18 protein-coding genes and 1 tRNA gene are annotated in these 24,975 nt (G+C 64.5%); 6 read left to right on the forward strand and 13 right to left on the reverse strand.

Annotated elements, in window-relative coordinates; translation table 11 throughout:
* Positions 1-8: 8 nt before the first annotated feature.
* The 5 genes from EH240_RS00895 to EH240_RS00915 are packed head-to-tail and all read right to left on the reverse strand — an operon-like array spanning position 9 to position 5,963.
* Entirely contained in the window at positions 9-1,520 is a 1,512-nt protein-coding gene (locus EH240_RS00895) for an aldehyde dehydrogenase family protein (protein ID WP_124995532.1), read from the reverse strand.
* 10 nt (positions 1,521-1,530) lie between these two features.
* Positions 1,531-2,307 carry an enoyl-CoA hydratase/isomerase family protein gene (locus EH240_RS00900; RefSeq protein WP_124995533.1) on the reverse strand — a complete coding sequence of 259 codons (777 nt, stop codon included), beginning with the start codon at positions 2,305-2,307 and terminating at the stop codon, positions 1,531-1,533.
* A complete protein-coding gene (locus EH240_RS00905; protein ID WP_124995534.1) occupies positions 2,300-3,901 on the reverse strand; it encodes an acyl CoA:acetate/3-ketoacid CoA transferase in 1,602 nt (533 codons plus the stop codon). The genes EH240_RS00900 and EH240_RS00905 overlap by 8 nt, the downstream gene beginning before the upstream one ends.
* A complete protein-coding gene (locus tag EH240_RS00910; protein ID WP_124995535.1) occupies positions 3,898-4,914 on the reverse strand; it encodes a Gfo/Idh/MocA family protein in 1,017 nt (338 codons plus the stop codon). The genes EH240_RS00905 and EH240_RS00910 overlap by 4 nt, the downstream gene beginning before the upstream one ends.
* Positions 4,911-5,963, reverse strand: a complete 1,053-nt coding sequence (locus EH240_RS00915; RefSeq protein WP_124995536.1) for a LacI family DNA-binding transcriptional regulator — start codon at positions 5,961-5,963, stop codon at positions 4,911-4,913. Before EH240_RS00915 ends, EH240_RS00910 begins: the two co-directional genes overlap by 4 nt.
* Positions 5,964-6,195: 232 nt before the next feature.
* Between EH240_RS00915 and EH240_RS00920 the strand changes: the two genes are divergently transcribed.
* Positions 6,196-7,350: a dihydrodipicolinate synthase family protein gene (locus EH240_RS00920; protein WP_124995537.1), complete on the forward strand. Its 1,155-nt coding sequence runs from the start codon at positions 6,196-6,198 to the stop codon at positions 7,348-7,350.
* Between the two features lie 805 nt (positions 7,351-8,155).
* Here the strand turns inward: EH240_RS00920 and EH240_RS00930 are convergent.
* A tRNA-Val gene (locus EH240_RS00930) sits at positions 8,156-8,230 on the reverse strand.
* A gap of 215 nt (positions 8,231-8,445) precedes the next feature.
* Positions 8,446-8,808: a cell cycle two-component system response regulator CpdR gene (cpdR, locus tag EH240_RS00935; RefSeq protein WP_006199474.1), complete on the reverse strand. Its 363-nt coding sequence runs from the start codon at positions 8,806-8,808 to the stop codon at positions 8,446-8,448.
* A 165-nt stretch (positions 8,809-8,973) separates the two neighbouring features.
* Here cpdR and EH240_RS00940 point away from each other — a divergent pair, with 165 nt between their 5' ends.
* Positions 8,974-9,915: an N-formylglutamate amidohydrolase gene (locus EH240_RS00940; protein WP_124995539.1), complete on the forward strand. Its 942-nt coding sequence runs from the start codon at positions 8,974-8,976 to the stop codon at positions 9,913-9,915.
* A 304-nt stretch (positions 9,916-10,219) separates the two neighbouring features.
* Entirely contained in the window at positions 10,220-10,993 is a 774-nt protein-coding gene (gene hisN / locus EH240_RS00945; RefSeq protein ID WP_124995540.1) for a histidinol-phosphatase, read from the forward strand.
* Positions 10,994-11,039: 46 nt separating this feature from the next.
* Here the strand turns inward: hisN and EH240_RS00950 are convergent, their stop codons facing one another.
* A complete protein-coding gene (locus EH240_RS00950; protein WP_124995541.1) occupies positions 11,040-11,456 on the reverse strand; it encodes a hypothetical protein in 417 nt (138 codons plus the stop codon).
* A gap of 147 nt (positions 11,457-11,603) precedes the next feature.
* Positions 11,604-12,560: an alpha/beta fold hydrolase gene (locus EH240_RS00955; protein ID WP_124995542.1), complete on the reverse strand. Its 957-nt coding sequence runs from the start codon at positions 12,558-12,560 to the stop codon at positions 11,604-11,606.
* A 470-nt stretch (positions 12,561-13,030) separates the two neighbouring features.
* Here EH240_RS00955 and EH240_RS00960 point away from each other — a divergent pair, with 470 nt between their 5' ends.
* Positions 13,031-13,498: an Hsp20 family protein gene (locus EH240_RS00960; RefSeq protein ID WP_124995543.1), complete on the forward strand. Its 468-nt coding sequence runs from the start codon at positions 13,031-13,033 to the stop codon at positions 13,496-13,498.
* A gap of 175 nt (positions 13,499-13,673) precedes the next feature.
* Here EH240_RS00960 and EH240_RS00965 read toward each other — a convergent pair whose 3' ends face one another.
* Positions 13,674-14,726 carry a threonine aldolase family protein gene (locus EH240_RS00965; protein ID WP_124995544.1) on the reverse strand — a complete coding sequence of 351 codons (1,053 nt, stop codon included), beginning with the start codon at positions 14,724-14,726 and terminating at the stop codon, positions 13,674-13,676.
* A 492-nt stretch (positions 14,727-15,218) separates the two neighbouring features.
* Between EH240_RS00965 and gltB the strand changes: the two genes are divergently transcribed.
* Together gltB and EH240_RS00975 are read left to right on the forward strand one after the other, a co-directional pair.
* Positions 15,219-19,952, forward strand: a complete 4,734-nt coding sequence (gltB, locus tag EH240_RS00970; protein WP_124995545.1) for a glutamate synthase large subunit — start codon at positions 15,219-15,221, stop codon at positions 19,950-19,952.
* A gap of 155 nt (positions 19,953-20,107) precedes the next feature.
* Complete coding sequence (locus EH240_RS00975; RefSeq protein ID WP_124995546.1) at positions 20,108-21,562, forward strand: glutamate synthase subunit beta; 1,455 nt, start codon at positions 20,108-20,110, stop codon at positions 21,560-21,562.
* A gap of 105 nt (positions 21,563-21,667) precedes the next feature.
* Here EH240_RS00975 and EH240_RS00980 read toward each other — a convergent pair whose 3' ends face one another.
* The 3 genes from EH240_RS00980 to EH240_RS00990 all read right to left on the reverse strand — a co-directional run bounded on the left by EH240_RS00980 (position 21,668) and on the right by EH240_RS00990 (position 24,786).
* Positions 21,668-22,162, reverse strand: coding sequence for a PA3715 family protein (locus EH240_RS00980; RefSeq protein WP_483466602.1), 495 nt, complete (start codon positions 22,160-22,162; stop codon positions 21,668-21,670).
* Between the two features lie 77 nt (positions 22,163-22,239).
* On the reverse strand, positions 22,240-23,460 hold the full coding sequence (locus tag EH240_RS00985; RefSeq protein ID WP_124995547.1) for an SGNH/GDSL hydrolase family protein: 1,221 nt from the start codon (positions 23,458-23,460) through the stop codon (positions 22,240-22,242).
* 105 nt (positions 23,461-23,565) lie between these two features.
* The gene (locus EH240_RS00990) at positions 23,566-24,786 is read right to left on the reverse strand and encodes a lytic murein transglycosylase (RefSeq protein ID WP_124995548.1); all 1,221 of its coding nucleotides are present in this window, start codon (positions 24,784-24,786) and stop codon (positions 23,566-23,568) included.
* Positions 24,787-24,975: the final 189 nt, after the last annotated feature.

A 24,975-nucleotide genomic window follows, 5' to 3' on the forward strand; every position in this document is an offset into this window, starting at 1 on the left:
CTCCCAACTCAGCCGACCCACCATCCGGTGCGCTGGCCGCGATGAAACTGGATCGTCTTTTCCTCGGTATAGTCCTCGACGGCGCGTTTGCCGAGTTCGCGTCCGAGACCGGACTGCTTGTAGCCGCCGAAGGGCAGTTCGGGATAACCTTCCATGAACGTGTTCACCCAAACCGTCCCCGAACGCACACCGCGCGCCACCGACATGCACGTGTCGATGCTGGCGCTCCACACACCCGCAGACAGACCATAGGGCGTGTTGTTGGCGATGTGCAATGCCCTTTCAATCGTTTCAAAAGTGAGCACGGACAGCACCGGCCCGAACACTTCCTCGCGGGCGATGGCCATGTCCTCCGTGACGTTGCGCACGATGGTCGGGTCGAGATACTGGCCGGCGTTGGAGGCGAGCAGTCCGCCGCCGCTGAAGACGCTGCCGCCGTCGGTTTTAGCCGCCGCCACATAGCCGGCTACCTTTGCCATGTGGTCGGCCGAGATCATCGCGCCGACCTTGGTGCGGTCGTCAAGCGGATCGCCGACCCTGACCTTCTCGGCCAGCGCCTTGACCGCGCCGAGGAAATCGTCGGCGACCGCCTCATGCACGATCAGCCGGCTGCCGGCGTTGCAGCATTCGCCGGCGTTGAAAAAGCCGCCGAACACCGCGGCGTCCGCCGCCGCTTCAAGATCGGCGTCGGGGAAGACGATCTGGCCGTTCTTGCCGCCGAGCTCCATCGAAACCTTCTTCAGCGAATTCGAGGCGGCGGCCATGGTCATCTTGCCGACGCGGGTCGAGCCGGTGAAGGACACCATCTCGACCAGCGGATGGCTGACCATCGGCGCGCCGACATCGGCGCCCAAGCCGGCGAGGATGTTGACGACGCCAGCCGGCAGACCGGCCTCGAGCAGGATATCGCCAAGCACGAAGGTCGAGGCCGAGGTCATCTCGCTCGGCTTCACGACGGCCGTGCAGCCGGCGGCGAGCGCGAAGGGCAGTTTTTGGCTGACGATCAGGAACGGGAAATTCCACGGCGTGATGATCGAGACGACGCCGATCGGCTCGCGCAACACGACGCCCAGCATGGCGTCGCCGAGATTGGCGTAGCTCTCGCCATGCAGCGTGCGGGCAAGCGAAGCCGCGTAGCGCCAGATGTCGACGGCGCCGCCGATCTCGCCGCGCGCCTGGGCGATCGGCTTGCCGGATTCCAGCGCGTCGAGCCGGGCGATCTCCTCCAGCCGGGTTTCGATCAGGTCGGCCGCCTTGAGCAGCACCGCGGCCCGCTCGGAGGCCTTCATGCGTTGCCAGGGACCAGTCTCGAAGGCCTTGTGTGCGGCCTCAATCGCGGCTTCCACTTCCGCGGCACCCGCCTGGGCATAGCGCGACACGGCAAAGCCGTGGCCGGGGCTGCTGCGCTCGATCATGCGGCCGTCGCGGGCATCGACATGCATGCCGTCGATCAGCAGCTTGTAGGCCTTCGGCGCCTGGGAGGCCTCGGCAGGCATGGCTATCTTGAGGGGTGCGTTCATCGTGCTTTCTCTAGGATCTCGAAAAGGCCGGCTTCCGCTTGGCCTTGAAGGCGCCGACGCCGGCCTTGAGGTCGCCGGTCAGCGCAATGAAGCCGCTAGCAAGCGCTTCCGTGGCGGCGGCGCCTTCCTCGCCTTCAGCGATGGCGATCATCAGCTTGGCGGCCTCGGTCGCCAGCGGGCCGCGTTCGGCGATCTTCTGGGCCTTGGCTCTGGCCTCGTCGAGCGCCTTGCCGGTCTCGACCACACGGTCGACGATGCCGAGCGCGAGCGCCTCGCTCGCCAGCAGGACTTCGCCCCCTATCGCCATGCGCCGCACCGCCTGCGCGCCGAAGCGGCGCACGGCGCGCTGCGTGCCGGACCAGCCGGGCACGACGCCGATCGAGGTTTCGGGGAAGCCGAGCTTCACCTGGGTCTCGGCGACGCGGAAGTCGCAGGCGGCGGCAAGTTCCAGCCCACCGCCCAGCGCATGACCCGAAAGCACCGCGATGGTGGGCTGCCGAAGCCGCGCCAGCCGGTCGAAGACCCGATGGCCGTAGCGCACCCATTGCACCTGGAAATCGGCGGCGCTCATCGCGGCCCAGGCCTCGACGTCGCCGCCGGCGCAAAAGCCCTTGCCTTCGCCGGCGACAAGCACGACGCGGACGCCCTCGGCCAGTTCAGCTTGGTCAAGCGCTGCTTCGAGCGCGCGCAGCATCGGAATGTCGAGCGCGTTGAACTTTTCCGGCCGCCGCAGCGTGACGATGCCGATCAAGCCGTCCTGCTCGAAGGTGACGAGACGCTCAGCCATGCGCGCCTCCAAGCGAAGCGCCGCTGTTGAGCGACAGGCCGATCGGCCGGTCCAGATAGAGCGACGACGGCGTGACCTTCAGGTCGTTGGCGATGGCGAGCGGAATGTCGGCCTGCGCCAGCACATCGCGTTCGAGGTCGATGCCCGGCGCCAGTTCCGTCACCATAAGACCTGCCGGCGTCAGTTTCATCACGCAGCGCTCGGTGACATAGGTGATGTCCTGGCCTTGCGCGACGGCGCGCTTGCCTGAGAAGGAGATGTGCTCGACCTCTTCGACGACCTTTTTCACCTTGCCTTCCTGATCGATGCGGATGGCGCCATCGGCCAGCGACAGCTTGGCGCCAGCATTGAAGAAGCCCGAGAAGACGATCTTCTTTGCCCGCGCCGTGATGTCGACGAAGCCGCCGGCGCCCGCAGTGACATGCGGCCTTGCCGAAAGCTTTGAGACATTGACCGAGCCGTGGCGGTCGATCTGCAGGAAGGAGAGCAGCGAGGCGTCGAAGCCGCCGGCCTGGAAATAGATAAACTGGTGCGGCGAGGGCATGATCGCCTCGGCGTTGGAAGCGCAGCCGAACTTGAAGTCGAGCAGCGGCACGCCGCCGACCGCGCCTTGCTCGATCACCCAGGTGACCTTGCCGTGCTGGCCTTCCTCGAGAAGGATGCGCGGCACGTTGGCGGAGATGCCGAAGCCGATGTTGACGGCCATGCCGTCGCGCAACTCCATGGCGACGCGGCGCGCGATCACCTTCTGGACGTTCATCTCGGGCGTGCGGAAAGTCGAGAGCGGCCGGAAGATCTCGCCGGAGATCGCTGGATCGTAAGGCGTCTGCGTCGTCTGCAACTGATCGGGCGCGACGACGATATGGTCGACCAGCACGCCCGGAACGCGCACGTCATGCGGCTTCAGCGTGCCGTTCTCGACGACGCGTTTGACCTGCGCAATGACGATGCCGCCATTGTTGCGGGCGGCCAAAGCCTGCTCCAGCCCGCCGAGATAGGCACCCTCATGCTCATAGGTGAGGTTGCCGCGCTCGTCGGCTGTCGTCGCCCGGATGATCGAGACGTGAGGCACGATGGCGCGGAAATAGAGCCATTCCTCGCCGTCGAACTGCTCAACCGAAACGATCGGCTCGCTGGCCGCCGCGTTCATGGCGCAGCCCTGGTGGCGCGGGTCGGCGAAGGTATCGAGCCCAACCTTGGTCAGCACGCCCGGACGCTTGGCGGCGGCCTCGCGATGCATGTCGAACAGGATGCCGGAGGGCACGTTGTAGGCGGCGACCGAATTGTCGCCGATCATCTTCCAGATCTGCGGCGGCTCGGCGGAGGAGGGGCCGGATGGATAGGAGCCGCAAAGCGTGCGCTTCAGCAACCCCGGCTTGGCGAGATGGTCGATGCCCTTGATGCCGTACATGTCGCCAGCGGCGATCGGATGCAGCGTGGTGATGTTCTTCGGATGACCTTCCGTATCGAAGCGCTCGCCGATCGCGGCAAGCACGGCGTCGGGGCAGCCGAGGCCGCTCGACGACGACACCGAGACGACCATGCCGTCCTTGATGAGGCTCGCGGCATGCGCCGCCGAGACGAGCTTGCTCACACCAGGCTCCCGAGTTGCGGATCGATGATCACAGCCTTGCCCGTCTTCGAGGATTGCAGTGCTGCTTCGGCCGATGCCAGCGACCAGATGCCGTCCTCGCCGATGGCGGAGGGCTGGCCTTCGCCGCGGATCGCGGCGTGGAACTGGCGCAGCGAGCGTGTGTAGAGGTCCTCGCGGTCGAAGCTCAGTCCTTCTTCACCCGAGGCGGTCCGCAGCAGCACGGAGCCGACCGGCTTCTGCGTCATCACATTGCTGGCGATCAGCGAGCCTTCCGATCCATGCACCTCGAAGCCGGTGCCGGCAAACTTCGTCGTGAAGCCCTCATGCGATTGCGCGATGACGCCGGACCTGAAGCGCCAGATGCACATGGCGCCGTCCTCCAGTCCACCGCCGGCCATGCCGGCGCTCTGGGTAAAGGCTGAAATCTCGACCGGATCGTCGCCGAGGACGAAGCGCAGCGTGTCGGCGTCATGGACGGTGATGTCAAGCACCACGCCGCCTCCGGCTTCTGGCCTGGTGATGCGCCAGCCCTGCAGGTTTTCAGGCAGGTAGACGGAATGGAAGACGCGGGCCGCAACCGGCTTGCCGATGCGACCGGCGGCAATCGCCTCGCGCATCGCCCGGTGCGCGCCGGCATTGCGCAGATGGTGGTTGGTGCCGAACACGGTGCCGGCTTTCCTGGCGGCGGCAACCATCTTGCGCGCATCGGCGCTGGTCAGCGCCAGCGGCTTTTCGCACAGCACATGCTTGCCCGCCTTGATCGCGGCAAGCCCCTGTTCGAGATGCAACTCGTTAGTGGTCGAGATGTAGACGGCGTCGATATCGGCGGCGAGCAGAGCGTCGAGCGTCGAGGCGGCTGCCGGGATGCCGTTTTCCCTGGCATAGGCTTCGGCGCGCTCGGGGCTGGAGCTCATCACGGCGGCGATCTCGCCATCGGCCTGCGCGCGGATGGCGTCGATCATGAACTGTTTCGCGATCGTGCTCGCGCCGATCAGGCCCCATCTCACGCTCATGCGGCATCTCCCATTCCAGCACCGCGCGCATTGCGATCCGGGCCGCAGCTCTCCCTGACGGCCAGGCTGACCGCGCCGATATGATCCTCGGCGCGCGTCGTGCGCGACTGGATCATCTTCAACATGACATGGGCGGCGCGCTCGCCGAGCCCCGCGCTATCGACGGCGACGCTGGTCAACGCCGGCATGTAGTGCTCGGCTTCGGCCACGTCGTCGAAGCCGACGACGGCAAAGTCCGCTCCGGCCTCCAGGCCGCGTTTGCGCAGGGCGAGCATGGCGCCGAAGGCGACGGCATCGTTGAAGCAAAGGGCCGCCGTCGGCGGCTCAGGTGCCGCAAGGGCGGTCTCGAGGCAGGCCATGCCGCCTCTGCGGCTGGTCTCGCCCTCGACGATGGTCCTGTCGGCGGCAGAAATGCCAAGAGCCTCGCAGGCTTCGAGGAAGCCGCCCAGCCGGTCGTGATAGACCACCAGGTCCGAGGAGCCTCCGAAGAAGGCCAGCCGGCGGTGGCCCTTGCCGATCAGATGCTGGGTGGCCAGATAGGCGCCGCGATGATTGTCGGGCGCGATCGCCGGGATGCGGCTCTCGGGCAGGCGGCGCATGGCAAAGACGACCGGCACGCCAGCGGCCTCGATGCGTCGGAAGGCGCCGGGCGTGGTGCCGCGCGCCGGCGAGACAATCAGGCCGGCGACACCCTGCTCCATCAGCGACTTCAGCACCTCCTCCTGGCGGACCGGATTTTCCGCGGTGTTGGCGATGAAGGGCACGATGCCGGCGGCCTGGAAGACGCGCTCCATGCCGACCGCCAGCTCCGCGAAGAAGGGATTGGTGAGATCGTTGATCACCATGCCGATGACGTTGGAATGCGCCTTGCGCAGATTGGCGGCGCCGCGGTTGTAGACATAGCCGACATCCTCGATCGCCTTGCGCACCTTGACCGCCGTCTCGGGCCGGATCAGCCCGCTGCCTTGCAGCACGAGCGACACCGTCGATTTGGACACGCCGGCCTCGCGGGCAATGTCCAGTATCGTTGCCTTGGCCCGGCTGGCCATGTTCGTGCTTTCCTCCGCGTCCGATGTCAAAATTTATTGGAACGTTCTAAACATCGTGCCAAACCGGAGTCAACCGGGATTCTTGGAAAATTCGGAAAAATTGATCGATCGCCTGCAAATGCATGGCCTACATGGCAAGATGCAGTAGTGAATCGCTTCGGTCGGCAGAATCCTAAAGGTTCTTGATTTATTGGAACGTTCCATTTATAGGCTGCCGCAAAGGGAGATTTCCATGGATATCATCCTGCCTGAGGGGAATGGCAGCCGCGTCCGTTACCGGCTGGTCGGCCAACCGGCCGAGCCCGTCATCGGCGTGGATTTCCCGCGTGTCGCCTATGCTGCGGCCCATGTCGTCGCCGACCCCTTTGCCATGACCGATCCCTGGTCGCGGCCGGCGGTCGACTGGGAAAAAACGATGGCCTTTCGCCATCATCTGTGGCGGCTCGGTTTCCGCATCGCCGAGGCGATGGACACCTCGCAGCGCGGCATGGGTTTCGACTGGGCGAGCGCGAAGGAACTGATCCGCCGGTCGATCGCCGAAGCACGCACGGTGAAGGGGGCCGATCTTGCTTCGGGCGCCGGCACCGATCATCTGGCGCCGGCGGCGGCAAAGACCCTGGACGACGTGATCCGCGCCTATGAGGAGCAGTTCGCCTTCATCGAAGGCGAGGGTGGCAAGGCGATCATGATGGCGAGCCGCGCGCTGGCGGCGGTGGCCAAGGGACAGGACGACTATATCAGCGTCTACGACCGCATCCTCTCGCAGGCCTCCGGCAAGGTGATCCTGCACTGGCTGGGCGATATGTTCGACCCGGCGCTCAAGGGCTATTGGGGTAGCCGGGACTTCGAGCCTGCGCTGGAGACGGTCGTTGCCATCATCGAGCGGCACTCAGATAACGTCGAAGGCATCAAGATATCGCTGCTCGACGCCGGCAAGGAGGTGTTGCTGCGCGACCGCCTGCCTGAAGGCGTGGTGATGTTCACGGGCGACGATTTCAACTATCCGGAGCTGATCGCTGGCGATGGCAGAAGGCACTCGCATGCGCTGCTCGGCATCTTCGACGCCATCGCGCCGGTGGCCAACGCCGCGCTGGCCAGGCTCGCAGAGGGCGACCGGGCCGGCTATGACGCGTTGATGGCGCCGACCGTGCCGCTGTCGCGCAAGATCTTCGAGGCGCCGACGGAATATTACAAGGCAGGCATCGTCTTCATGGCCTGGCTGAACGGACACCAGGATCATTTCACGATGGTCGGCGGCATGCAGTCGGCACGCGGCATATGCCACTACGCCGACATCTTTCGCCTCGCCGATCAGGCTGGATTGCTGGCCAACCCTGACCTCGCCATCGCCAGGATGAAAGCCCTCTGCGCGGTGGCAGGTGTCTGAGCAGCTAGGCACGCCTTCCGACTCCTGCAGCCGGCGCTTGAGCGGCCGGCTGGCAAAAAATCTTTCGCTCCTTGAACGATTCAGCGATGAGGCTTTCAACCCGGCGCCAGCGTGGCGCGTGAGGGGTGTGCCATTTTAATACAATCCCCAATTGGTAGACTCCCATGATGCATCGGCAGCTACTGGCTTTCCTCAGGCCAAAGGAGGGAGGGCCAGCAGACTGGGAGGAAACGATGTCTGCGCAAAAAGAAGACTATCGAACCAACAGAGCCGATTATGTGATTGCCGCGATGCAAGCCGGAGCGACCGCTGATGACGATCACGATAAGGTAGCGGCACGAGAAAAGTGGTCACTGCGACTTAGAGATCGGCGACTCGCGAGATTGGCCGCAAATCCGTGTGAAACCTTGCCGGGACCTAGAACCAGACCGCGCTTCTAGTTGACGGCGGCGAGTCAGCCTTGGTGGCTTACCCCCACCTTCATCCATATGGATGCGTTTCCGGTTATAGTGGCAGGAGCGTATATTTACTCGCCAGCCGGTGGCCTCGTAGCGATCCTCGCCGGTTAGGCCCGGCCCGTGCTGGCCTACCCCGCCAGCGTGCCGGGCCGCCCCGGCCAGCGTTGCGGCCTCAATGTCCGCCAAAGTTCGGGATGCCTGTTACGCGGCCTAGAAAGGCAGCGTTGTTTTCGTGACGAAGTAGCCACCCCTCCGCGACGAGCTGATGATACCCAAACGATTCCGGAAGAAAGGTCTCCGGGATTTTGTGCCGCTGACGGCTAGTATCAGCTAAGTTATTGAAGGGATGGTGGGCGTGACAAGGATTGAACTTGTGACCCCTGCAATGTCAATGCAGTGCTCTCCCGCTGAGCTACACGCCCATCCGAAGCCGCGCATACACCATTTTTGGTCCGGCGCGTCAATAGCGGGAATAAGAAAAGAAAGCTCCGTTTTGCCGCAGCGTTGGCAAGCGCCGATGCCTAAAAGCGCGTCGCGTCTAAACGGTTCGGGTGACGCGCTTAGTTCTTGTTTTATGCATGTCGTTTTCCCAAAACCGCTGCGCAGTTTTGGGCGACATGCATTGGCCGGAAGCCACTCAGGCCGCTTGCAGCATCTTCTCGACCTCGTTGACGAGGTCGCGCAGATGGAACGGTTTCGACAGCACCTTGGCGTCCTTGGGCGCCTTGGAATCCGGATTGAGCGCGACGGCGGCAAAACCCGTGATGAACATCACCTTGAGGTCCGGATCGATCTCGGTGGCGCGGCGGGCAAGCTCGATGCCGTCCATCTCCGGCATGACGATGTCGGTCAGAAGCAGCGAGAACGGTTCCTCGCGCAGCCGCTCATAGGCGCTGGCGCCGTTGTCGAAATCGCTCACCTGGTAGCCGGCGCGCTCCAGCGCCTTGACGAGGAACCGGCGCATGTCGTCGTCGTCTTCCGCCAGCAGAATGCGTGCCATCATATCCCGTCCGAATCACCCGCCCCAAGCCTGTCGCCGGGCAAGCCCGTTAACCATCCTGTATATGAGGAGGAGACGGTAAACATCAAGTGAACGATGGCCGCATCATGCGCAGTTCGGTGTGCCGCTCCATGACCCTGAAATGCTGGACATGCCGGACGCAAGATGGCAGTTTTGCATCATGATGCAGTGCTGTTTGCTGGTTCGTTCAAATTGAAGACGGCAGCCGAGGATTTTTCGGTCGTACCACCCTTCGAAATCCGATTGGGCGCCGAGCAACGCGTACCTTTCCTGTTCAATTCGCCGCATAGCGGCCGACACTATCCCGAGCGCTTCCTGGCCATGGCGCGGCTCGACCGCAACGCCATACGCCGGTCGGAGGATTGCTATGTCGATGAACTGTTCGGCGGCGCCGTCGCGCTCGGCGCGCCGATGCTGGCGGCGAATTTCCCGCGCGCCTATCTCGACGTCAACCGCGAGCCCTGGGAACTCGATCCGCGCATGTTCGCGGAGCCGGTGCCGTCCTTCTGCAACATCCGCTCGGCCCGCGTCGCGGGCGGGCTGGGCACCGTGCCGAAGCTGGTGGGAGAAGGGCTCGACATCTATCCCGGGCGCCTGCCCCTGGCCGAGGCCGTGGGACGCATCGAGGCCGTCTACAAGCCGTATCACGAGACGCTGAAGCGGCTATTGACCAGGACCCATGCCAGGTTCGGCTATGCCGTGCTGATCGACTGCCATTCGATGCCGGCCAGCATCCGGGTCGGCGACAACGGGGCGCGGCCGGATTTCATCATCGGCGACCGCTTCGGCATTTCCGCGACCGCGGCTCTAACCGAGACGGCGATCGGCCTGCTCACCGGCATGGGCTACGCGGTCGCGCACAACAAACCCTATGCGGGCGGCTTCATCACCGAGCATTACGGGCGGCCGGCGCGCCACCTTCACGCGTTGCAGATCGAGGTCAATCGCGGGCTTTACATGAACGAGCGGACGTTTCAGAAATCGGCAGGCTTCGACGCGCTTGCCGACGGCCTGACGCGGTTTTCGGCCGAGCTGATATCGATGCCCGACCATCGTTTTGTCGACCTGCCGCTCGCCGCGGAGTGACAGCCGCGTTGCGGTTCGCGGCTCAAAAAAAGACCGCATCGTTTTCACGACACGGTCGAAGTCTAGGGAGGAAACGCCCAAGGAGGGCATGGACAGAGTAACCTGTCCGAGAACAAAACTATTGTGCGATGCACAAATGTCAATCGACTTCGGGCTTTTTTAATTCAATATGATGTGCAAATTCCGTTTCGGCGTCTGAGGTGTGACTTTGAGGCAACAGGCGAGGGCGCCTGACCCGGTTTCTGACCTCTGCTCCGGCGGAAGACAGCGGCTGCCGATGGCTGCCCGCAATGGGGAGAGCGAGTTGGATATCAGTATCGATTTCATGCGGCGCATCGCGCGTGCCGCCGCCGCCGAGACCTTGCCTCGCTTCCGCAGCCAGGGCGCGGTCGCCAACAAGCAGGCGGAAAGCTTCGATCCGGTAACGGAGGCCGACCGCGAGGCCGAGCGCGCAATCCGGGCGCTCATATCAGCGGAATACCCCGATCACGGCATCCTCGGCGAGGAGCACGGCAGCGAGAACATCTCTAGCCGGCATGTCTGGGTCATTGACCCGATCGACGGGACGCGCGCCTTCATTTCGGGCCTACCGGTCTGGGGAACGCTGGTCGGGCTGACGGTCGACGGCGATGCCGTCGCCGGCCTGATGTCGCAGCCTTTCACCGGCGAGCTGTTCTATGCCAACGCCTCCGGCTCGCACTACGAAGGCCCTGGCGGCCCGCGCAAGCTCGCAACCCGCAAGACGACGGATCTTTCGCAGGCGACGTTGTTCACCACCACGCCGGCGCTGTTCAAGGGCGAGGCGCGCAAGCGCTACGACGACTTCGAGAAGCAGGTGCAGCTCGCCCGCTACGGCACGGACTGCTATGCCTTCGCCATGGTGGCGGCGGGAAGCGTCGACGTCGTCGCCGATCCGGGGTTGAAACCCTATGACATCGTGGCGCTGATCCCAATCATCGAGAAGGCGGGCGGCGTCGTCACCACCTTCGAGGGCGGGCCGGCCGAAAACGGCGGCGACATACTGGCGGCGGCGACACCGGAATTGCACGCCGCGGCAATGGCGGCGCTGCGCGGGTGAGCATCCGATGCGCGAGCAATCCGGACGGAAACCCGCGGCGTAGCTCTTAGCTGTCGGCGGGCCGAGCGCCGGTGAGACGCAGGCCCCACAAAATGAGCACGAAAGAGACCAGGCCGGGCGGCGCGGACGAGTACCCTACGGCTTTAATCGCGGCTTCCTGAAAGGCGCTTCCGTGGAAGGCTCCGGCCGCCAGCGGCATTGTCTCGTTGCCGGCCCCCCAGACGCTGGCCATCACGTAGGCGGCCAGAATGGCCAAAGCCGAATAGATCAGCAGCCAGAAGGCCAACCGCGACATCACGACGCCGAGATTGAGCCTCGACCATGTGAGACCCAGCGCCAGCAGGAGAACGCCCTGCAGGCCGCTCAGTGTATGCGCGGACAGTCCGAGCCGCGGTGCGGCCAGGCACGGTATTGCAAACCCTTCGAATGACGAAAACAGCAGCAGGGCGATGCCGATCTGCAAAAGGCGGTGCCCCTGACGTGACAGCGTGTTCTATGCGTTCATCTCCGCTTCTCCCGATCCCGTCGAGCGGCGTCTGACAGCAACTAGCGCGCGACACCGAAACGGGAATAAGGCGTCAAACTGCGCTGGGGTCTGCAGGCGGAGTCGTCAAACAGTGTCGCCGGTCCCGGGAATGAAGGCGTCGAAGGCCGCCAGGAACTGCTCGCGGTAGAGGTCCTTCTCCTGCAGGATCTCGTGATGGGCGCCGTCGATCATCAACAGCGAGCCGACGCGCAACCGCCTAGCGTAGGATTCGACCGCCTTGGTCGAGACGACCTGGTCGGCGCCGGCGGCGACGATCAGCATCGGCACCTGGATCCTGGTCATGAAATCGGGATCGCTGACCGCCTCGGAGGCCTCGGCGGCGGCCTTCAGCCAGCGGATGGTCGGGCCGCCGAGCGCCAGCTGTGGCCAGGCCTTGTAGATGTCGGTGTTGCGGCGATAGCGCTCGGGATCGGACGTCACCTTGTTGGTCTCAAAGGGCGCCGGCAATTTCGGCCGCGGGCCCCAGGCGGAGTAGAGGCGGCCGAGGCCCAGCGCGCAGAACACCGCGCAGACGCGACGGATCGTGGTGATCGAAACCGGCAGATCGGGCACGGCCAGGAAGGGCGCGATCAGCACCATGCGCCGCACCCGGTTGACCATCGAGGGCGAGGCAAGCAGCGCGATCACCGCCCCGGTCGAATGAGCGAGGATGTAATAGGGGCCGCGGCAGTCCGGCAGCACGATCTCCTCGAAGAACTGCTCGAGATCGCGGGTGTAGTCGCGGAAGCTGCGGACATAGCCCCGCTGCCGGTCGCGGATCAGGCGGCTGGAACCGCCCTGGCCGCGCCAGTCGAGGATGGCGACGCCGAAGCCGCGCTCGGCGAGGTCGCGGATGGTCTCGAAATATTTCTCGATGCACTCGTTGCGGCCGGTAAGCAGCACCACTGTGCCCTGCAGCGGGCGGGCGACCGCGGCGAAGACGCCATAGCGGATCTTCTTGCCGTCGCGGGTGGTGAAAAAGCCGCCGGCGGCATGCTCAGGCTGCGGATTGCCCCCGGTGTGGTGGAAAAGGTCCGTCATTCGGCGCTTCGTCGATTGTTCTTTGCCCGAACGGGCCAGGCGTCGCCATGGTGATAGACGGCCATGGGCCAAAAGCAAAGGCGTTCCGGGATTTGCGCTTTTTTCTGAAACAGGGAAGGCCGGAAGCGCTGCGGCACGCTTCCGGCCTCTGTCGATCCGGGAGGAAGGGACGTTGCACCCGGTTCGGCCTCGTCGCGGCGCCCCGATCGAGGCGCCGCATGTCTGTATTCTTGGCCGCAGCTTAGCGAGGCCAGGCTGAACGGATGCCGACGCGTCGGTTCATCTGGCGTTCATCGAGAGGAAGACCGAAGGGAACTTGATCGCGCGGAGTTCTTGAAATGGGCTTTTGCGCTTCCCAAATGGAGGTTGCGGCCGCCGATTGTCGGGGCCGCTGGCCTATCCGGGACGCCTTTCGAGGGTCTCGCACTCGGGTCAAACGCAAACCATGTTGCTCAACAGGAGAACACATCATGCGTCACGTTGATTTTTCCCCGCTTTATCGTTCGACCGTCGGCTTCGACCGGTTGTTCACTATGCTCGACTCGCTCGGCCAGCCTGAGAGCGCACAGACCTATCCGCCCTACAACATCGAGCGCACCGGCGAGAACGCCTACCGTATCTCGATGGCGGTTGCCGGCTTCTCGGAAGACGAGATCTCGATCGAGGCGCACCGCAATCTGCTGACCGTCAAGGGTGAGCGCAAGGAAGAGAACAACGGTGACGGTACCGAGCTGCTTTATCGCGGCATTGCTTCGAGGGCCTTCGAGCGCCGCTTCCAGCTCGCCGACCACGTCGAGGTCGAGGGCGCCACGCTGAAGAACGGCCTGCTCTTCATCGACCTCACGCGCAACATCCCCGAGGAGTTCAAGCCGCGCAAGATCGCTATCACCTCGTCTTCGGACAAGGCCAAGCAGATCGAGGCCAAGGCTGCCGCGTAATCCGCGAGCATCTCAGCAAGTTACGTCTCCCTCCCGAGACGGAAAGCGGCGCCGAAAGGCGCCGCTTTTTTGTCTGCGGTGCAGCATTTCATAGAATCGCTGAATCGCTCCAAGTACTTGTTTTTGACGCAATTCCGGACGGAAAACCGCTGCGCATTTCCTGGAATTGCTCCAGCTATCCGGCAAGCAACGCGCCAAGGCGGTCAACCTCTTCCGTAGTGGTGGCGAAGCTGGCGACGAAGCGGTAGATCGCTTCATTGTCGCCGAGATGGCCGTCAAAACCCTGCGGCAGGCCCCACTCATGGAATTTGGCCCCGGCGGCCTGCAGCTTTTCGGCAACCGCGCCGTCGAGGATGGCGAACACTTCGTTGGCCTGGGGCAGCCAGGCGAGCTTGCCCGCCGGCGCGTCCTCGATGGTCTCGGCCAGACGAGCGGCCATCGCATTGGCATGCCGCGCCATCCTCAGCCACAAATCATCGGTGAAATAGGCTTCGAACTGGGCCGAGATGAAGCGCGCCTTGGAGAAGGTCTGGCCGGCGCGCTGACGAAGGAGGCGCAGATCCCGGCCGACATCCGGATTGAGGATCACGACCGCGTCGGTCATCCAGCAGCCGTTCTTGGTGCCGCCGAAGGAGACCAGGTCGACGCCGCTCTTCCAGGTCATTTCGGCGGGGGTGACGCCGGTCGCCGCAATCGCGTTGGCAAAGCGCGCGCCGTCCATATGCAGCGGCAGCTTGTGCCTGCGGCTGACCTCGGCGATCGCCTCGACGTCGTCGACGGTGTAGACCGTGCCGACCTCGGTCGCCTGGGTGATCGTCACGGCCATCGGCTGGCCGGCGGGGGCAAGATCCTGCGAATAGCGTTTGATGGCCTTGTCCAGAGCCTGCGGGTTGATGCGCCCCAGGGGACCCGGAACCGGCGCCATGCGCGCGCCGCCGGTATAGAAGCCCATCGCGCCGAATTCATCGACATTCATATGCGCTTCGGAATGGCAAAGGGCGATGCCGCCGATACGGTTCAACGCCGCCATCGAGAGCGCGTTGGCTGCCGTGCCGGTGGCGACGAAGAACACCTGAACTTCGCGTTCGAAGATTTCGCTGAAGCGGCGGTAGACGGCCCGGTCTAGGTCGCCGTCGCCATAGGCGGTCGCGATGCCGGCCGCGTGCCGGGAGAGATTGGCCGAGATATCGGGATGGGCGCCCGCCCAATTGTCGGATGCAAAGAACATCGAGAGGTCCGTATCGTGATTGGCAAAAGCGGCGCGACTTGACTGCTTTGGCGCTCGAAGCGCAAGGGCCAATCCTCCGCAAAGCGGTGAAGCCAGTCGGCGGCCGCAATGAGGTGCGACCAAAGCTTACGTTTCTCGATCCGGTCACGAAATTTTGTGTCGCGACGGGCCCAAGATTTTTGTGAATCGGTCTTGTGTAGGCTCCTGAATTCTGCCATAAAAAATTTAGGACAGTAGTGCTGTCTTATTTTGTCGCGCAAAACAGGCTGGACTGGCGTATCATCGCTGCCATTCCGGCCATTGTCGCGAGCGGCGGGTAGACGGCTCCGCTCTGGTCTGTACGATACCGGCAGCGAACCGGGCGTATGGCCGAATGGTTCGGCAAGAATTCGCGAGACGTGCACAAGGATGAAGGGGAAGCGTTGTGCTTCCCAAGGCAAACCAGCGCCCCAAGCCAAAGCAGCGACAGGGTGCGGAACGGAGGACGGGACGATGACGGAACTGACGCCATCTGCGATTGACGGCCAGGCCGCGCAGACGAAAGCGGCAGCCGTCAAAAATCCGACTCGCCCGACCAGAGGCTTGACCAGCGGCTTGACCGCACAAGGGCTGTACGATCCGCGCAACGAGCATGACGCCTGCGGTGTCGGCTTCATCGCCAACATGAAGGGCGTGAAGTCGCACCAGATCGTCGAGGACGGCCTGGCGATGCTGGAGAACCTCACCCATCGCGGTGCCGTCGGCGCCGACCCGCTGGTGGGCGACGGCGCGGGCGTGCTGGTGCAGATCCCGGACCGGTTCTTCCGTGAGGAGATGGCGGCCCAGGGCCTCGAACTTCCGCCGACCGGCCAGTACGGCGTCGGTCACTGGTTCATGCCGCAGGACGCGGCACTTCGCACTCATGTCGAAGAGGTCATCGCCGAGTCGGCGCAGTCCGAGGGGCTGCCGTTGCTCGGCTTCCGCGATGTGCCGGTCGACAATTCGTCGTTGTCGAAGGCGCCGGAGATCGTCGCGTCCGAGCCGTTCCATCGCCAGGTGTTCATCGGCCGCACGGCCGACATCACTGATGACGAGGAGTATGAGGCGAGGCTCTACCTTCTGCGCAAGGTGATCTCGGGCCGCATCTATGCCGAGAACGACAACGAGGACATCGGCGCCTATTGCGTGTCGCTGTCGGCGCGCACCATCGTCTACAAGGGCATGTTCCTGGCCTACCAGGTCGGCGCCTATTACAAGGACCTCAACGATCCGCGCTTCGAGACGGCGCTGATCCTGGTCCACCAGCGCTTCTCGACCAACACCTTCCCGTCGTGGAAGCTGGCGCATCCCTACCGCATGGTCGCGCATAACGGCGAGATCAACACCGTGCGCGGCAACAACAACTGGATGGCGGCGCGGCAGGCCTCGGTCGATTCCGAGCTGTTCGGCAACAACATCTCGAAGCTGTGGCCGATCTCCTATGAGGGCCAGTCCGACACGGCGTGCTTCGACAACGCACTCGAGTTCCTGTTCCAGGGCGGCTACAGCCTAACCCACGCCATGATGATGCTCATCCCGGAAGCCTGGGCCGGCAACAAGCTCATGGATCAAGACCGCAAGGCGTTTTACGAGTACCACGCAGCGCTGATGGAGCCGTGGGACGGCCCGGCGGCGGTCGTCTTCACCGACGGACGCCAGATCGGCGCGACGCTCGACCGCAACGGCCTGCGCCCGGCGCGCTACATGGTCACCGACGACGACCGCGTCATCATGGCTTCGGAGGCCGGCGTGCTGCCGGTGCCGGAGGAAAAGATCGTGCAGAAGTGGCGGCTGCAGCCCGGCCGCATGCTTTTGATCGACCTTGCCAAGGGCCGCATCATCTCCGACGAGGAGATCAAGTCGGAGATCGCGACCAGGCACCCCTACAAGACCTGGCTTGCCAACACGCAGCTCATCCTCGAAGACCTGAAGCCGGTCGAGCCGCGGGCGCTGCGCAAGGATGTCAGCCTGCTCGATCGCCAGCAGGCCTTTGGCTACACGCAGGAAGACACCAAGCTGTTGATGGCGCCGATGGCGACCACTGGCCAGGAAGCGGTCGGCTCGATGGGCACCGACACGCCGATCTCAGCGATGTCGGACAAGTCGAAGCTGCTCTACACCTATTTCAAGCAGAACTTCGCCCAGGTCACCAACCCGCCGATCGACCCGATCCGCGAGGAGCTGGTGATGAGCCTGGTGTCCTTCATCGGGCCGCGGCCGAACATCTTCGACCTAGTCGGCACGTCGCGCCGCAAGCGGCTCGAGGTGCGCCAGCCGATCCTCACCAATGGCGATCTCGAGAAGATCCGCTCCATCGGCCATACCGAGGATCGCTTCGACACCAAGACGATCGACATCACCTACGCCTCGAACGAGGGCGCGGCCGGCATGCAGGGCGCCATCGACCGGCTCTGCGAGCGGGCCGAGGCGGCGGTCGCCGGCGGCTACAACATCATCATCCTGTCCGACCGCCAGGTCGGGCCGGACCGGATCGCCATTCCCGTGCTGCTCGCCACGGCAGCGGTGCACCACCACTTGATCCGCAAGGGCCTGCGCACCTCGGTCGGGCTGGTCGTGGAATCCGGCGAGCCGCGCGAGGTGCATCATTTCTGCTGCCTGGCCGGCTACGGCGCCGAAGCGATCAATCCGTATCTCGCCTTCGACACGCTGCTCGACATGCACAAGCGCGGCGAGCTGCCGGAGGAGGTCGACGAATACGAGGTCGTCTCCCGCTACATAAAGTCGATCGGCAAGGGCATCCTCAAGGTGATGTCCAAGATGGGCATCTCGACCTACCAGTCCTATTGCGGCGCGCAGATCTTCGACGCGATTGGGCTCAAGTCGGATTTCGTCGAGAAGTACTTCACCGGCACGGCGACGCTGATCGAGGGCGTCGGGCTGGACGAGATCGCGACCGAGACGCTCAGCCGCCACACCGACGCCTTCGGCAACGACCCGGTGCTGCGCAACAATCTCGAGGTCGGCGGCGAGTACATGTTCCGCATGCGCGGCGAGGCGCATATGTGGTCGCCGGATGCGGTCGCCACCTTGCAGCATGCCGTGCGCCAGGGTTCCTGGGACACGTTCAAGGAGTATTCGGCGCAGATCGACAGCGCGACAGCGAGAGCGCAGACCATCCGCGGCCTGTTCAAGGTCAAGCTGGCGGAAGAGACCGGCCGCAAGAAGGTCGCGCTCGACGACGTCATGCCGGCGGCCGAGATCGTCAAGCGCTTCTCGACCGGGGCGATGTCATTCGGCTCGATCTCCAGGGAAGCGCACACCACGCTGGCGCGCGCCATGAACACCATCGGCGGCAAGTCGAACACCGGCGAGGGCGGCGAAGAGGCCGACCGCTATCTGCCGCTGCCCGGCGGCGGCAGGAACCCGGAGCGCTCGGCGATCAAGCAGGTCGCGTCGGGGCGGTTCGGCGTCACGGCGGAGTACCTGGTCAATTCCGACGTCATGCAGATCAAGGTGGCGCAGGGCGCCAAGCCGGGCGAGGGCGGTCAGCTGCCTGGCCACAAGGTCGACGCCACCATCGCCAAGGTCAGGCATTCGACGCCCGGCGTCGGGTTGATCTCGCCGCCGCCGCATCACGACATCTATTCGATCGAGGATCTAGCGCAGCTGATCTACGACCTGAAGAACGTCAACCCGGCGGCCGACGTCTCGGTCAAGCTGGTGTCGGAGGTCGGCGTCGGCACGGTCGCCGCCGGCGTCGCCAAGGCACGCGCCGACCACATCACCATCTCCGGCTATGACGGCGGCACCGGCGCTTCGCCGCTGACATCGCTCAAGCATGCCGGCAGCCCGTGGGAAATGGGCCTTGCCGAGACGCACCAGACGCTGGTGCTCAACGGCCTGCGCAGCAGAGTCGCGCTGCAGGTCGATGGCGGCCTGCGCACGGGGCGCGACGTCATCATCGGCGCGCTGCTCGGCGCCGACGAGTTCGGCTTCTCGACCGCGCCGCTGATCGCGGCCGGCTGCATCATGATGCGCAAGTGCCACCTGAACACTTGCCCGGTCGGCGTGGCGACGCAGGACCCGGTGCTGCGCAAGCGCTTCAAGGGCACGCCCGAGCACGTCATCAACTTCTTCTTCTACGTGGCGGAAGAGGTGCGCGCGCTGCTTGCCGAAATGGGCTTCACGCATCTCGACCAGATCATCGGCGACACCGATCTCCTGGAGAAGCGCGACGTGATCCAGCACTGGAAGGCGCGCGGGCTCGACTTCTCGAAGATGTTCTTCAAGCCCGATGCGCCGCACGAGGCGCTGCACTGGACCGAGCGGCAGAAGCATCCGATCGACGACGTGCTCGACCGCAAGCTGATCGAACTGGCAAAGCCGGCGCTGGATGCCAAGCAGCCGGTCACCATCGAGCTGCCGATCCGCAATGTCGACCGCTCCGCCGGCGCGATGCTGTCGGGCGAGGTGGCCAAGCGCTTCAAGCACAAGGGCCTGCGCGAGGACACGATCAGCGTCAAGCTCACCGGCACGGCCGGCCAGTCCTTCGGCGCGTTTCTCGCGCGCGGCGTTTCCTTCGAGCTGGTCGGCGCCGGCAACGACTATGTCGGCAAGGGCCTGTCGGGCGGCCGCATCGTCATCCGGCCGCCGGAAGAGGCTAGAATCGTCGCGGCTGAATCGATCATCGTCGGCAACACGGTGCTCTATGGCGCGACCGAGGGCGAGGCCTATTTCGCCGGCGTCGCCGGCGAGCGCTTCGCGGTGCGCAATTCCGGCGTGGCGGCAGTTGTCGAAGGCGTCGGCGACCATGGCTGCGAGTACATGACCGGCGGCATCGTCGTCGTCATCGGCAAGACGGGGCGCAACTTCGCCGCCGGCATGTCGGGCGGCGTCGCCTATGTGCTGGACGAGAAGGGCGATTTCGCCGAGCGCTGCAACATGGCGATGGTCGAGCTGGAGCCCGTTCCGGAAGAGGACGACCTGATGGAGAGGCTGCTCCATCACGGCGGCGACCTCGACCACAAGGGGCGCGTCGACGTCTCCGGCGACATGACCAGCCACGACGAGGAGCGGCTCTATCAGCTGATCTCGAACCACGTCCATTACACTGGCTCGGCGCGCGGCCGCGAGATTCTCGACAACTGGGCAAGCTTCCGGCCGAAATTCCGGAAAATCATGCCGGTCGAGTACCGCCGCGCGCTGATCGAGATGGAGCGCATGCGCATGAGCGTGGCGGCGGAATAGGCTTCTGACATGGCCGGGGAGACAATGCCCCGGCCGGCATCCTCACCAACAATCCTGACCTCGGAACCAAGGTTGCCATGGTGGCCTTATGAGGTTAACGGGTGCGCCGACAAGCTAGGCTTTCGAGCGCGCCTTCGGACAGCAGGGACTGGACTATGGGCAAGGTAACAGGCTTTCTCGAGATCGACCGGCAGGTGCACAAGTACCAGCCTGCCTCGGATCGCATCCGGCATTTCCGCGAATTCACGCTGCCGATGTCGGACAAGGAGGTCGAGAAGCAGGCGGCGCGCTGCATGGATTGCGGCATCCCGTACTGCCACGGGCCGACCGGCTGCCCGATCCACAACCAGATCCCGGACTGGAACGACCTCGTCTACAATGGCGACTGGGACAATGCGATCCGCAACCTGCACTCGACCAACAATTTCCCGGAGTTCACCGGCCGCATCTGCCCGGCGCCCTGCGAGGAAGCCTGCACGCTGAACCTGGAGGACATTCCGGTCGCCATCAAGACGATCGAGCAGGCGATCGCCGACAAGGCCTACGAGACAGGCCATATCCGGCCCTATCCGCCGGAGAAGAAGACGGGCAAGCGTGTCGCCGTCATCGGCTCCGGGCCGGCCGGGATGGCCGCCGCCCAGCAGCTCGGCCGCGCCGGCCATGACGTGCATGTCTATGAGCGCGAAAGCCGTCCGGGCGGGCTGATGCGCTACGGCATTCCGGATTTCAAGATCGAGAAGCATTACATCGACCGCCGCATCGAGCAGATGCAGGGCGAGGGCGTGACCTTCCATTGCGGCGTCAATGTCGGCGTCGACAAGCCGGTTGCCGAGCTCCTCGCCGAGCACGACGCCGTGCTCTATTGCGGCGGCTCGGAAACGCCGCGCCCCGCCAACATTCCGGGCGACGATCTCAGCGGCGTTTACGATGCAATGCCCTATCTGGTGCAGCAGAACCGCCGTATCGGCGGCGAACCGATCCAGTCAGTAGCCTGGCCGTCGCACCCGATCATCGCCGGCGGCCAGCATGTCGTCGTGGTCGGCGGCGGCGACACCGCGTCCGACTGCATCGGCACCGCCTTCCGGCAAGGCGCGGTGCGCGTGACACAGCTCGACATCCGCCCCCAGCCGCCGGAGAAGGAAGACAAGCTCTCGGTCTGGCCGTATTGGGCGACGAAGATGCGCACGTCTTCCTCGCAGGCCGAAGGCGCGGAACGCGAGTTCCAGGTGGCGACGCTTGAGTTCATCGGCGAGGACGGCCAACTGACCGGCGTCCGCTGCTGCGAGGTCGACGAGAAGCGCAAGCCGATCGCCGGCAGCGAATTCGTCATCCGCGCCGATCTCGCCTTCATAGCCATCGGCTTTGCCGGTCCGGCGAGCGACAGCGTGATGAAGGAGCTCGACGGCGAGATAGAGGTGGTCACCGACAGCCGCCGCTCGAAGAACGTCGAGGCCAACGACCTTGATTACAGGACCAGCGTCGACAGGCTCTACGCAGCGGGCGACGTGCGTCGCGGCCAGTCGCTGGTGGTGTGGGCGATCCGCGAAGGCCGCCAGGCGGCGCGCTCGATCGACGAGGCGCTGATGGGCTCGACGGTGCTGCCGCGTTGAGACGGTCGCCCCTATCATTTGCGTTCGCGCTCCCAGGCTCGGTCATCCCGAGCAAATGACGTCGTCGCGCACACGATGTCCGAGTGAAGCACCTGAGCGGCTGTCTCACGGCGGCCCCAAGGCCTTGAGCGCCGCCGGGACCGGATAGCGGCTGCCGTCATAGCGCAGCCGGTAGGTTCGCTTCACGGACTTGCCGGGATGGGATTGGCACTCGCCCTTCTTGTCGAGGGAAGGCTTGTCGGTATCCGTCCGCTCGACGGCGGTAATGTCGTGATAGCCGTGGTGGCTCGCCTGGCTCATCGCCAGGCTGACCTGGCTGGAATGAAAGGATCCAGCGCAATTGGTATCGCCTTCGCCGCCATTGCCGGCCACGGCGAGGCCGTCGAGCACCAGTTGCAGGGCATCGCCGGCGAGGGCATAGAGCCGCAAGTCGGTTTCGGCGAAGGGATTAGGCTGCGAATGGTTCGCCATTTCGATGCGCAGGCCGAAGGCGGTGACATCGGGCGCCAGCCCATAATGGCCGGTATCGAATTCGACCTTGCGGACCAGCCTTGCGCCATCGCGCGAAGCGGTTGTAGCAGGTGGTGCGGGGCCGTTTATCGTTCACGACCTGACATTCAGAGTTCTTTGGTTTACGCAATTCCGCACGGGTTCGCCGCACACTCTTTTGAATTGCCCTAAGGAGTGATCGCCGTGGTCGTGTCCGGCCCGGAGGCGGCCGCGGCGGCCGGTTTCGGCGGCCAGGAAAAATCGTCGGCCCGTCCGGGCGAGGCGGCCGGCGCCTTGCCCTCGACGGTCAGCTTTTCGCCGGGCAGGTTCGGATCGGCCTTGGCGGGCGGCGCAGCACCCAGCAGTTCCGTGCCGCCGTCGAGCGCGGGGTCGCTGAGCAGCATCGGCGCGGTGCGGTCGACGATGACAGGCGCCGCGGCAGGCTTCGGCGCCTCGACCGGAGCCCCGGCCGGCGCGGAGACGGTGGTGACGCTTCCGGGCGCCGCCAGCCCAAGGATCTTCGCCAGCGGCTTTTCGGTATAGAAGGCAAGCTTGCGCTTGCCGGCCTTGGTGACATTGATGCCGTCGTCGGAGCGCAGGCGCACCGGCTGGCCGTTGATGTCCGGACCGGAGGTGACGAAGGCGCCGTTCTCGTCGACGAAGCCGTCCCAGACATCGACGAACTCGCCGCCATGCGTCTGTGCGGCCGAGTGATAGATGTCGTTGAAGGCCAGCATGTCCGAGGTCATCTTCGCCGCCCCGAACGCCGGCATGCCGACCCACAGGAACGGCACCTTTGCATCTTGAATGGCCTTGCCCAGCGCATCGGTGCGGCGCTCGTATTCCTTGGTCCAGTTCTCGGAGCGCGGCTGCTCGCGCACGTCGCCGACGCGCATCTGCTGGCGGTCGTTGGAGCCGAGCATAATCACCACCACGGACGGTTTCTCCGTCTCGATCAGCGACTTGATCTCGGCCGGCCAGTTGTAGAAATCGTCACGCACGAAGCCGGACGAGCCGTTGCTGCGCGAAACGATCCTGACGGCGGGATTGTCGGCAAAGGCGGTGTCGAGACCCTCGGCCAGCCCGCCCGCCAGGAAATCGCCGACCACCAGCACGACGTGGGCATCCGGCGTCTTCTCGACGACCGGCGTCTCCGGTTCGGCCGGCGGGCGCGGCTTGGATTTCTTCTTTGGTTTCGGCCTTGCCTTCTGGATTTCGGCGGGCAGCTCGATGCGCTCGCTGCGGCGCGGGAACAGAAGATCGCGCAGCGACCAGCCGCGACTTTCCTCTTCCTGCGCGAAAGCCGGCGCATGGAACGCGCCGGAGCCGGCGACGGCAAGCACGGCGATGGCCAGAACGAGGATCGGCAGGCGGCGAACGATCAGCCGGATACGCGCAACCGTAACCAATCACCTCTCCATCCTTTGGCGCATGACGCGGGGAAATCATGCGCGAGCCGAAGCGCTACAGCATCCTTTCCGTCTTTGAAAGGATGCTTCACGCCACCGACGGCTCTATTGCTTCCGGAGCCATTTCAGCACTTCCAGGCTCGGATAGCCATCCTGGGTCAAGCCGACCTTCGCCTGGTAAGCCATGATGGCGGCCTTCGAGCCTTCGCCGATCTTGCCGTCGAACTTGCCGTCATAATAGCCGTGCTCGGAAAGTCGCTTCTGCAGTTCCTGCCGTTCCTCGAAGCTGAGCTTGGTGAAAGGCCGCTGCCAGTCCTGCACGAGGCCGGTGCCGCCGGCGATCTCGTCGGCAAGCAAGCCGACGGCTAAAGCGTATTTGTCGGCGTTGTTGTAGGCCTTGATGACCGAGAAATTCCTGACCATCAGGAAGGCCGGGCCGCCCCTGCCGTCCGGCACCTTCAACGTCGCCTTGTCGGCCAGGTTCCTGAATGGCTTGCCATTGGCCCTGGCGACGCCGAGTGCCTGCCATTGCGCCAGCGTCTTCGATCCGGCGGGCAGCTTGCCCGACGGCAAGGTCACTTCGTAGCCCCAGGTCTTGCCGGCCTGCCAGCCGTTCTTCCTGAGCAGGTTGGCGGAGGTCGCCAATGCGTCGGGGATCGAATTCCAGATGTCGCGCCGGCCGTTGCCGTCCATGTCGACGGCGTAGCGCTGGTAGCTGGTCGGGATGAACTGCGTCTGGCCCATCGCGCCGGCCCAGGAGCCCATGAGATGGCCTTCGTCGATGTCGCCGGTCTGCAGGATCTTCAGCGCGGCGATCAATTGGGTGCGGGCATATTTCGAGCGCTTCGGGTCGCCATAGGCAAGGGTTGCCAACGAACGGATGACATTGCGCATGATGTCGTCGCGCTTGAGGATCTCGCCATAGTTCGATTCCATCGACCAGATGGCGAGAAGGATGTTGCGATCGACACCGAACCGCGCCTCGATCCGGTCCAGCCACGGCTTCCATTTGCGCGCCATCACCCGGCCGTTGGCCACCGACTGGTCATGCACGCGGTTGTCGAAATAATCCCAGGCGGGAGCGGTGAATTCCGGCTGGGTGCGCGCCTTTTCCAGCACGACCGGGTCGGGCTCGATGCTTCTCATGGCCTGGTCGTAGACGGCGCCGGAAACGCCGCCCTGCACGGCGGTGGCTCGGAAGCCCGCGACCCACTGGCGGAACCCCGCATCGGCGAAAGCGGGTCCGGCGGGCATCAGCAAGGCGAGCGCGAGGCCGGCGGCCGTCACCAATGCCGTCAGGCGCCTTGCGGTGTTGCGAACGGACATCTTTTTCCTCCTTCGGCAAATCAGGAAGGATCATTCAACGCCGAACCGGGTTAGTATTTAGTTTACCATAGGGGTCGGCGGGAACGAAAAGATAGGTCGCGGCTTTTAACCCTGCAGGCTCGACCCAGCCGTCCGGTAATTCAACATTCCGGCGTGAAAATGTCCGGGGGGATTGCGGAGCAGATCGCC

The organism is Mesorhizobium tamadayense, assembly GCF_003863365.1.
Lineage (GTDB): Bacteria > Pseudomonadota > Alphaproteobacteria > Rhizobiales > Rhizobiaceae > Mesorhizobium > Mesorhizobium tamadayense.

Bases quoted from the DNA above. Each gene is read 5' to 3' on its own strand.
- EH240_RS00895 (WP_124995532.1), bottom strand. From the start codon at position 1,520: ATGAACGCACCCCTCAAGATAGCCATGCCTGCCGAGGCCTCCCAGGCG.
- EH240_RS00900 (WP_124995533.1), bottom strand. From the start codon at position 2,307: ATGGCTGAGCGTCTCGTCACCTTCGAGCAGGACGGCTTGATCGGCATC.
- EH240_RS00910 (WP_124995535.1), bottom strand. From the start codon at position 4,914: ATGAGCGTGAGATGGGGCCTGATCGGCGCGAGCACGATCGCGAAACAG.
- EH240_RS00915 (WP_124995536.1), bottom strand. From the start codon at position 5,963: ATGGCCAGCCGGGCCAAGGCAACGATACTGGACATTGCCCGCGAGGCC.
- EH240_RS00920 (WP_124995537.1), top strand. From the start codon at position 6,196: ATGGATATCATCCTGCCTGAGGGGAATGGCAGCCGCGTCCGTTACCGG.
- cpdR (WP_006199474.1), bottom strand. From the start codon at position 8,808: ATGGCACGCATTCTGCTGGCGGAAGACGACGACGACATGCGCCGGTTC.
- EH240_RS00940 (WP_124995539.1), top strand. From the start codon at position 8,974: ATGGCAGTTTTGCATCATGATGCAGTGCTGTTTGCTGGTTCGTTCAAA.
- EH240_RS00955 (WP_124995542.1), bottom strand. From the start codon at position 12,560: ATGACGGACCTTTTCCACCACACCGGGGGCAATCCGCAGCCTGAGCAT.
- EH240_RS00960 (WP_124995543.1), top strand. From the start codon at position 13,031: ATGCGTCACGTTGATTTTTCCCCGCTTTATCGTTCGACCGTCGGCTTC.
- EH240_RS00965 (WP_124995544.1), bottom strand. From the start codon at position 14,726: ATGTTCTTTGCATCCGACAATTGGGCGGGCGCCCATCCCGATATCTCG.
- gltB (WP_124995545.1), top strand. From the start codon at position 15,219: ATGACGGAACTGACGCCATCTGCGATTGACGGCCAGGCCGCGCAGACG.
- EH240_RS00975 (WP_124995546.1), top strand. From the start codon at position 20,108: ATGGGCAAGGTAACAGGCTTTCTCGAGATCGACCGGCAGGTGCACAAG.
- EH240_RS00990 (WP_124995548.1), bottom strand. From the start codon at position 24,786: ATGTCCGTTCGCAACACCGCAAGGCGCCTGACGGCATTGGTGACGGCC.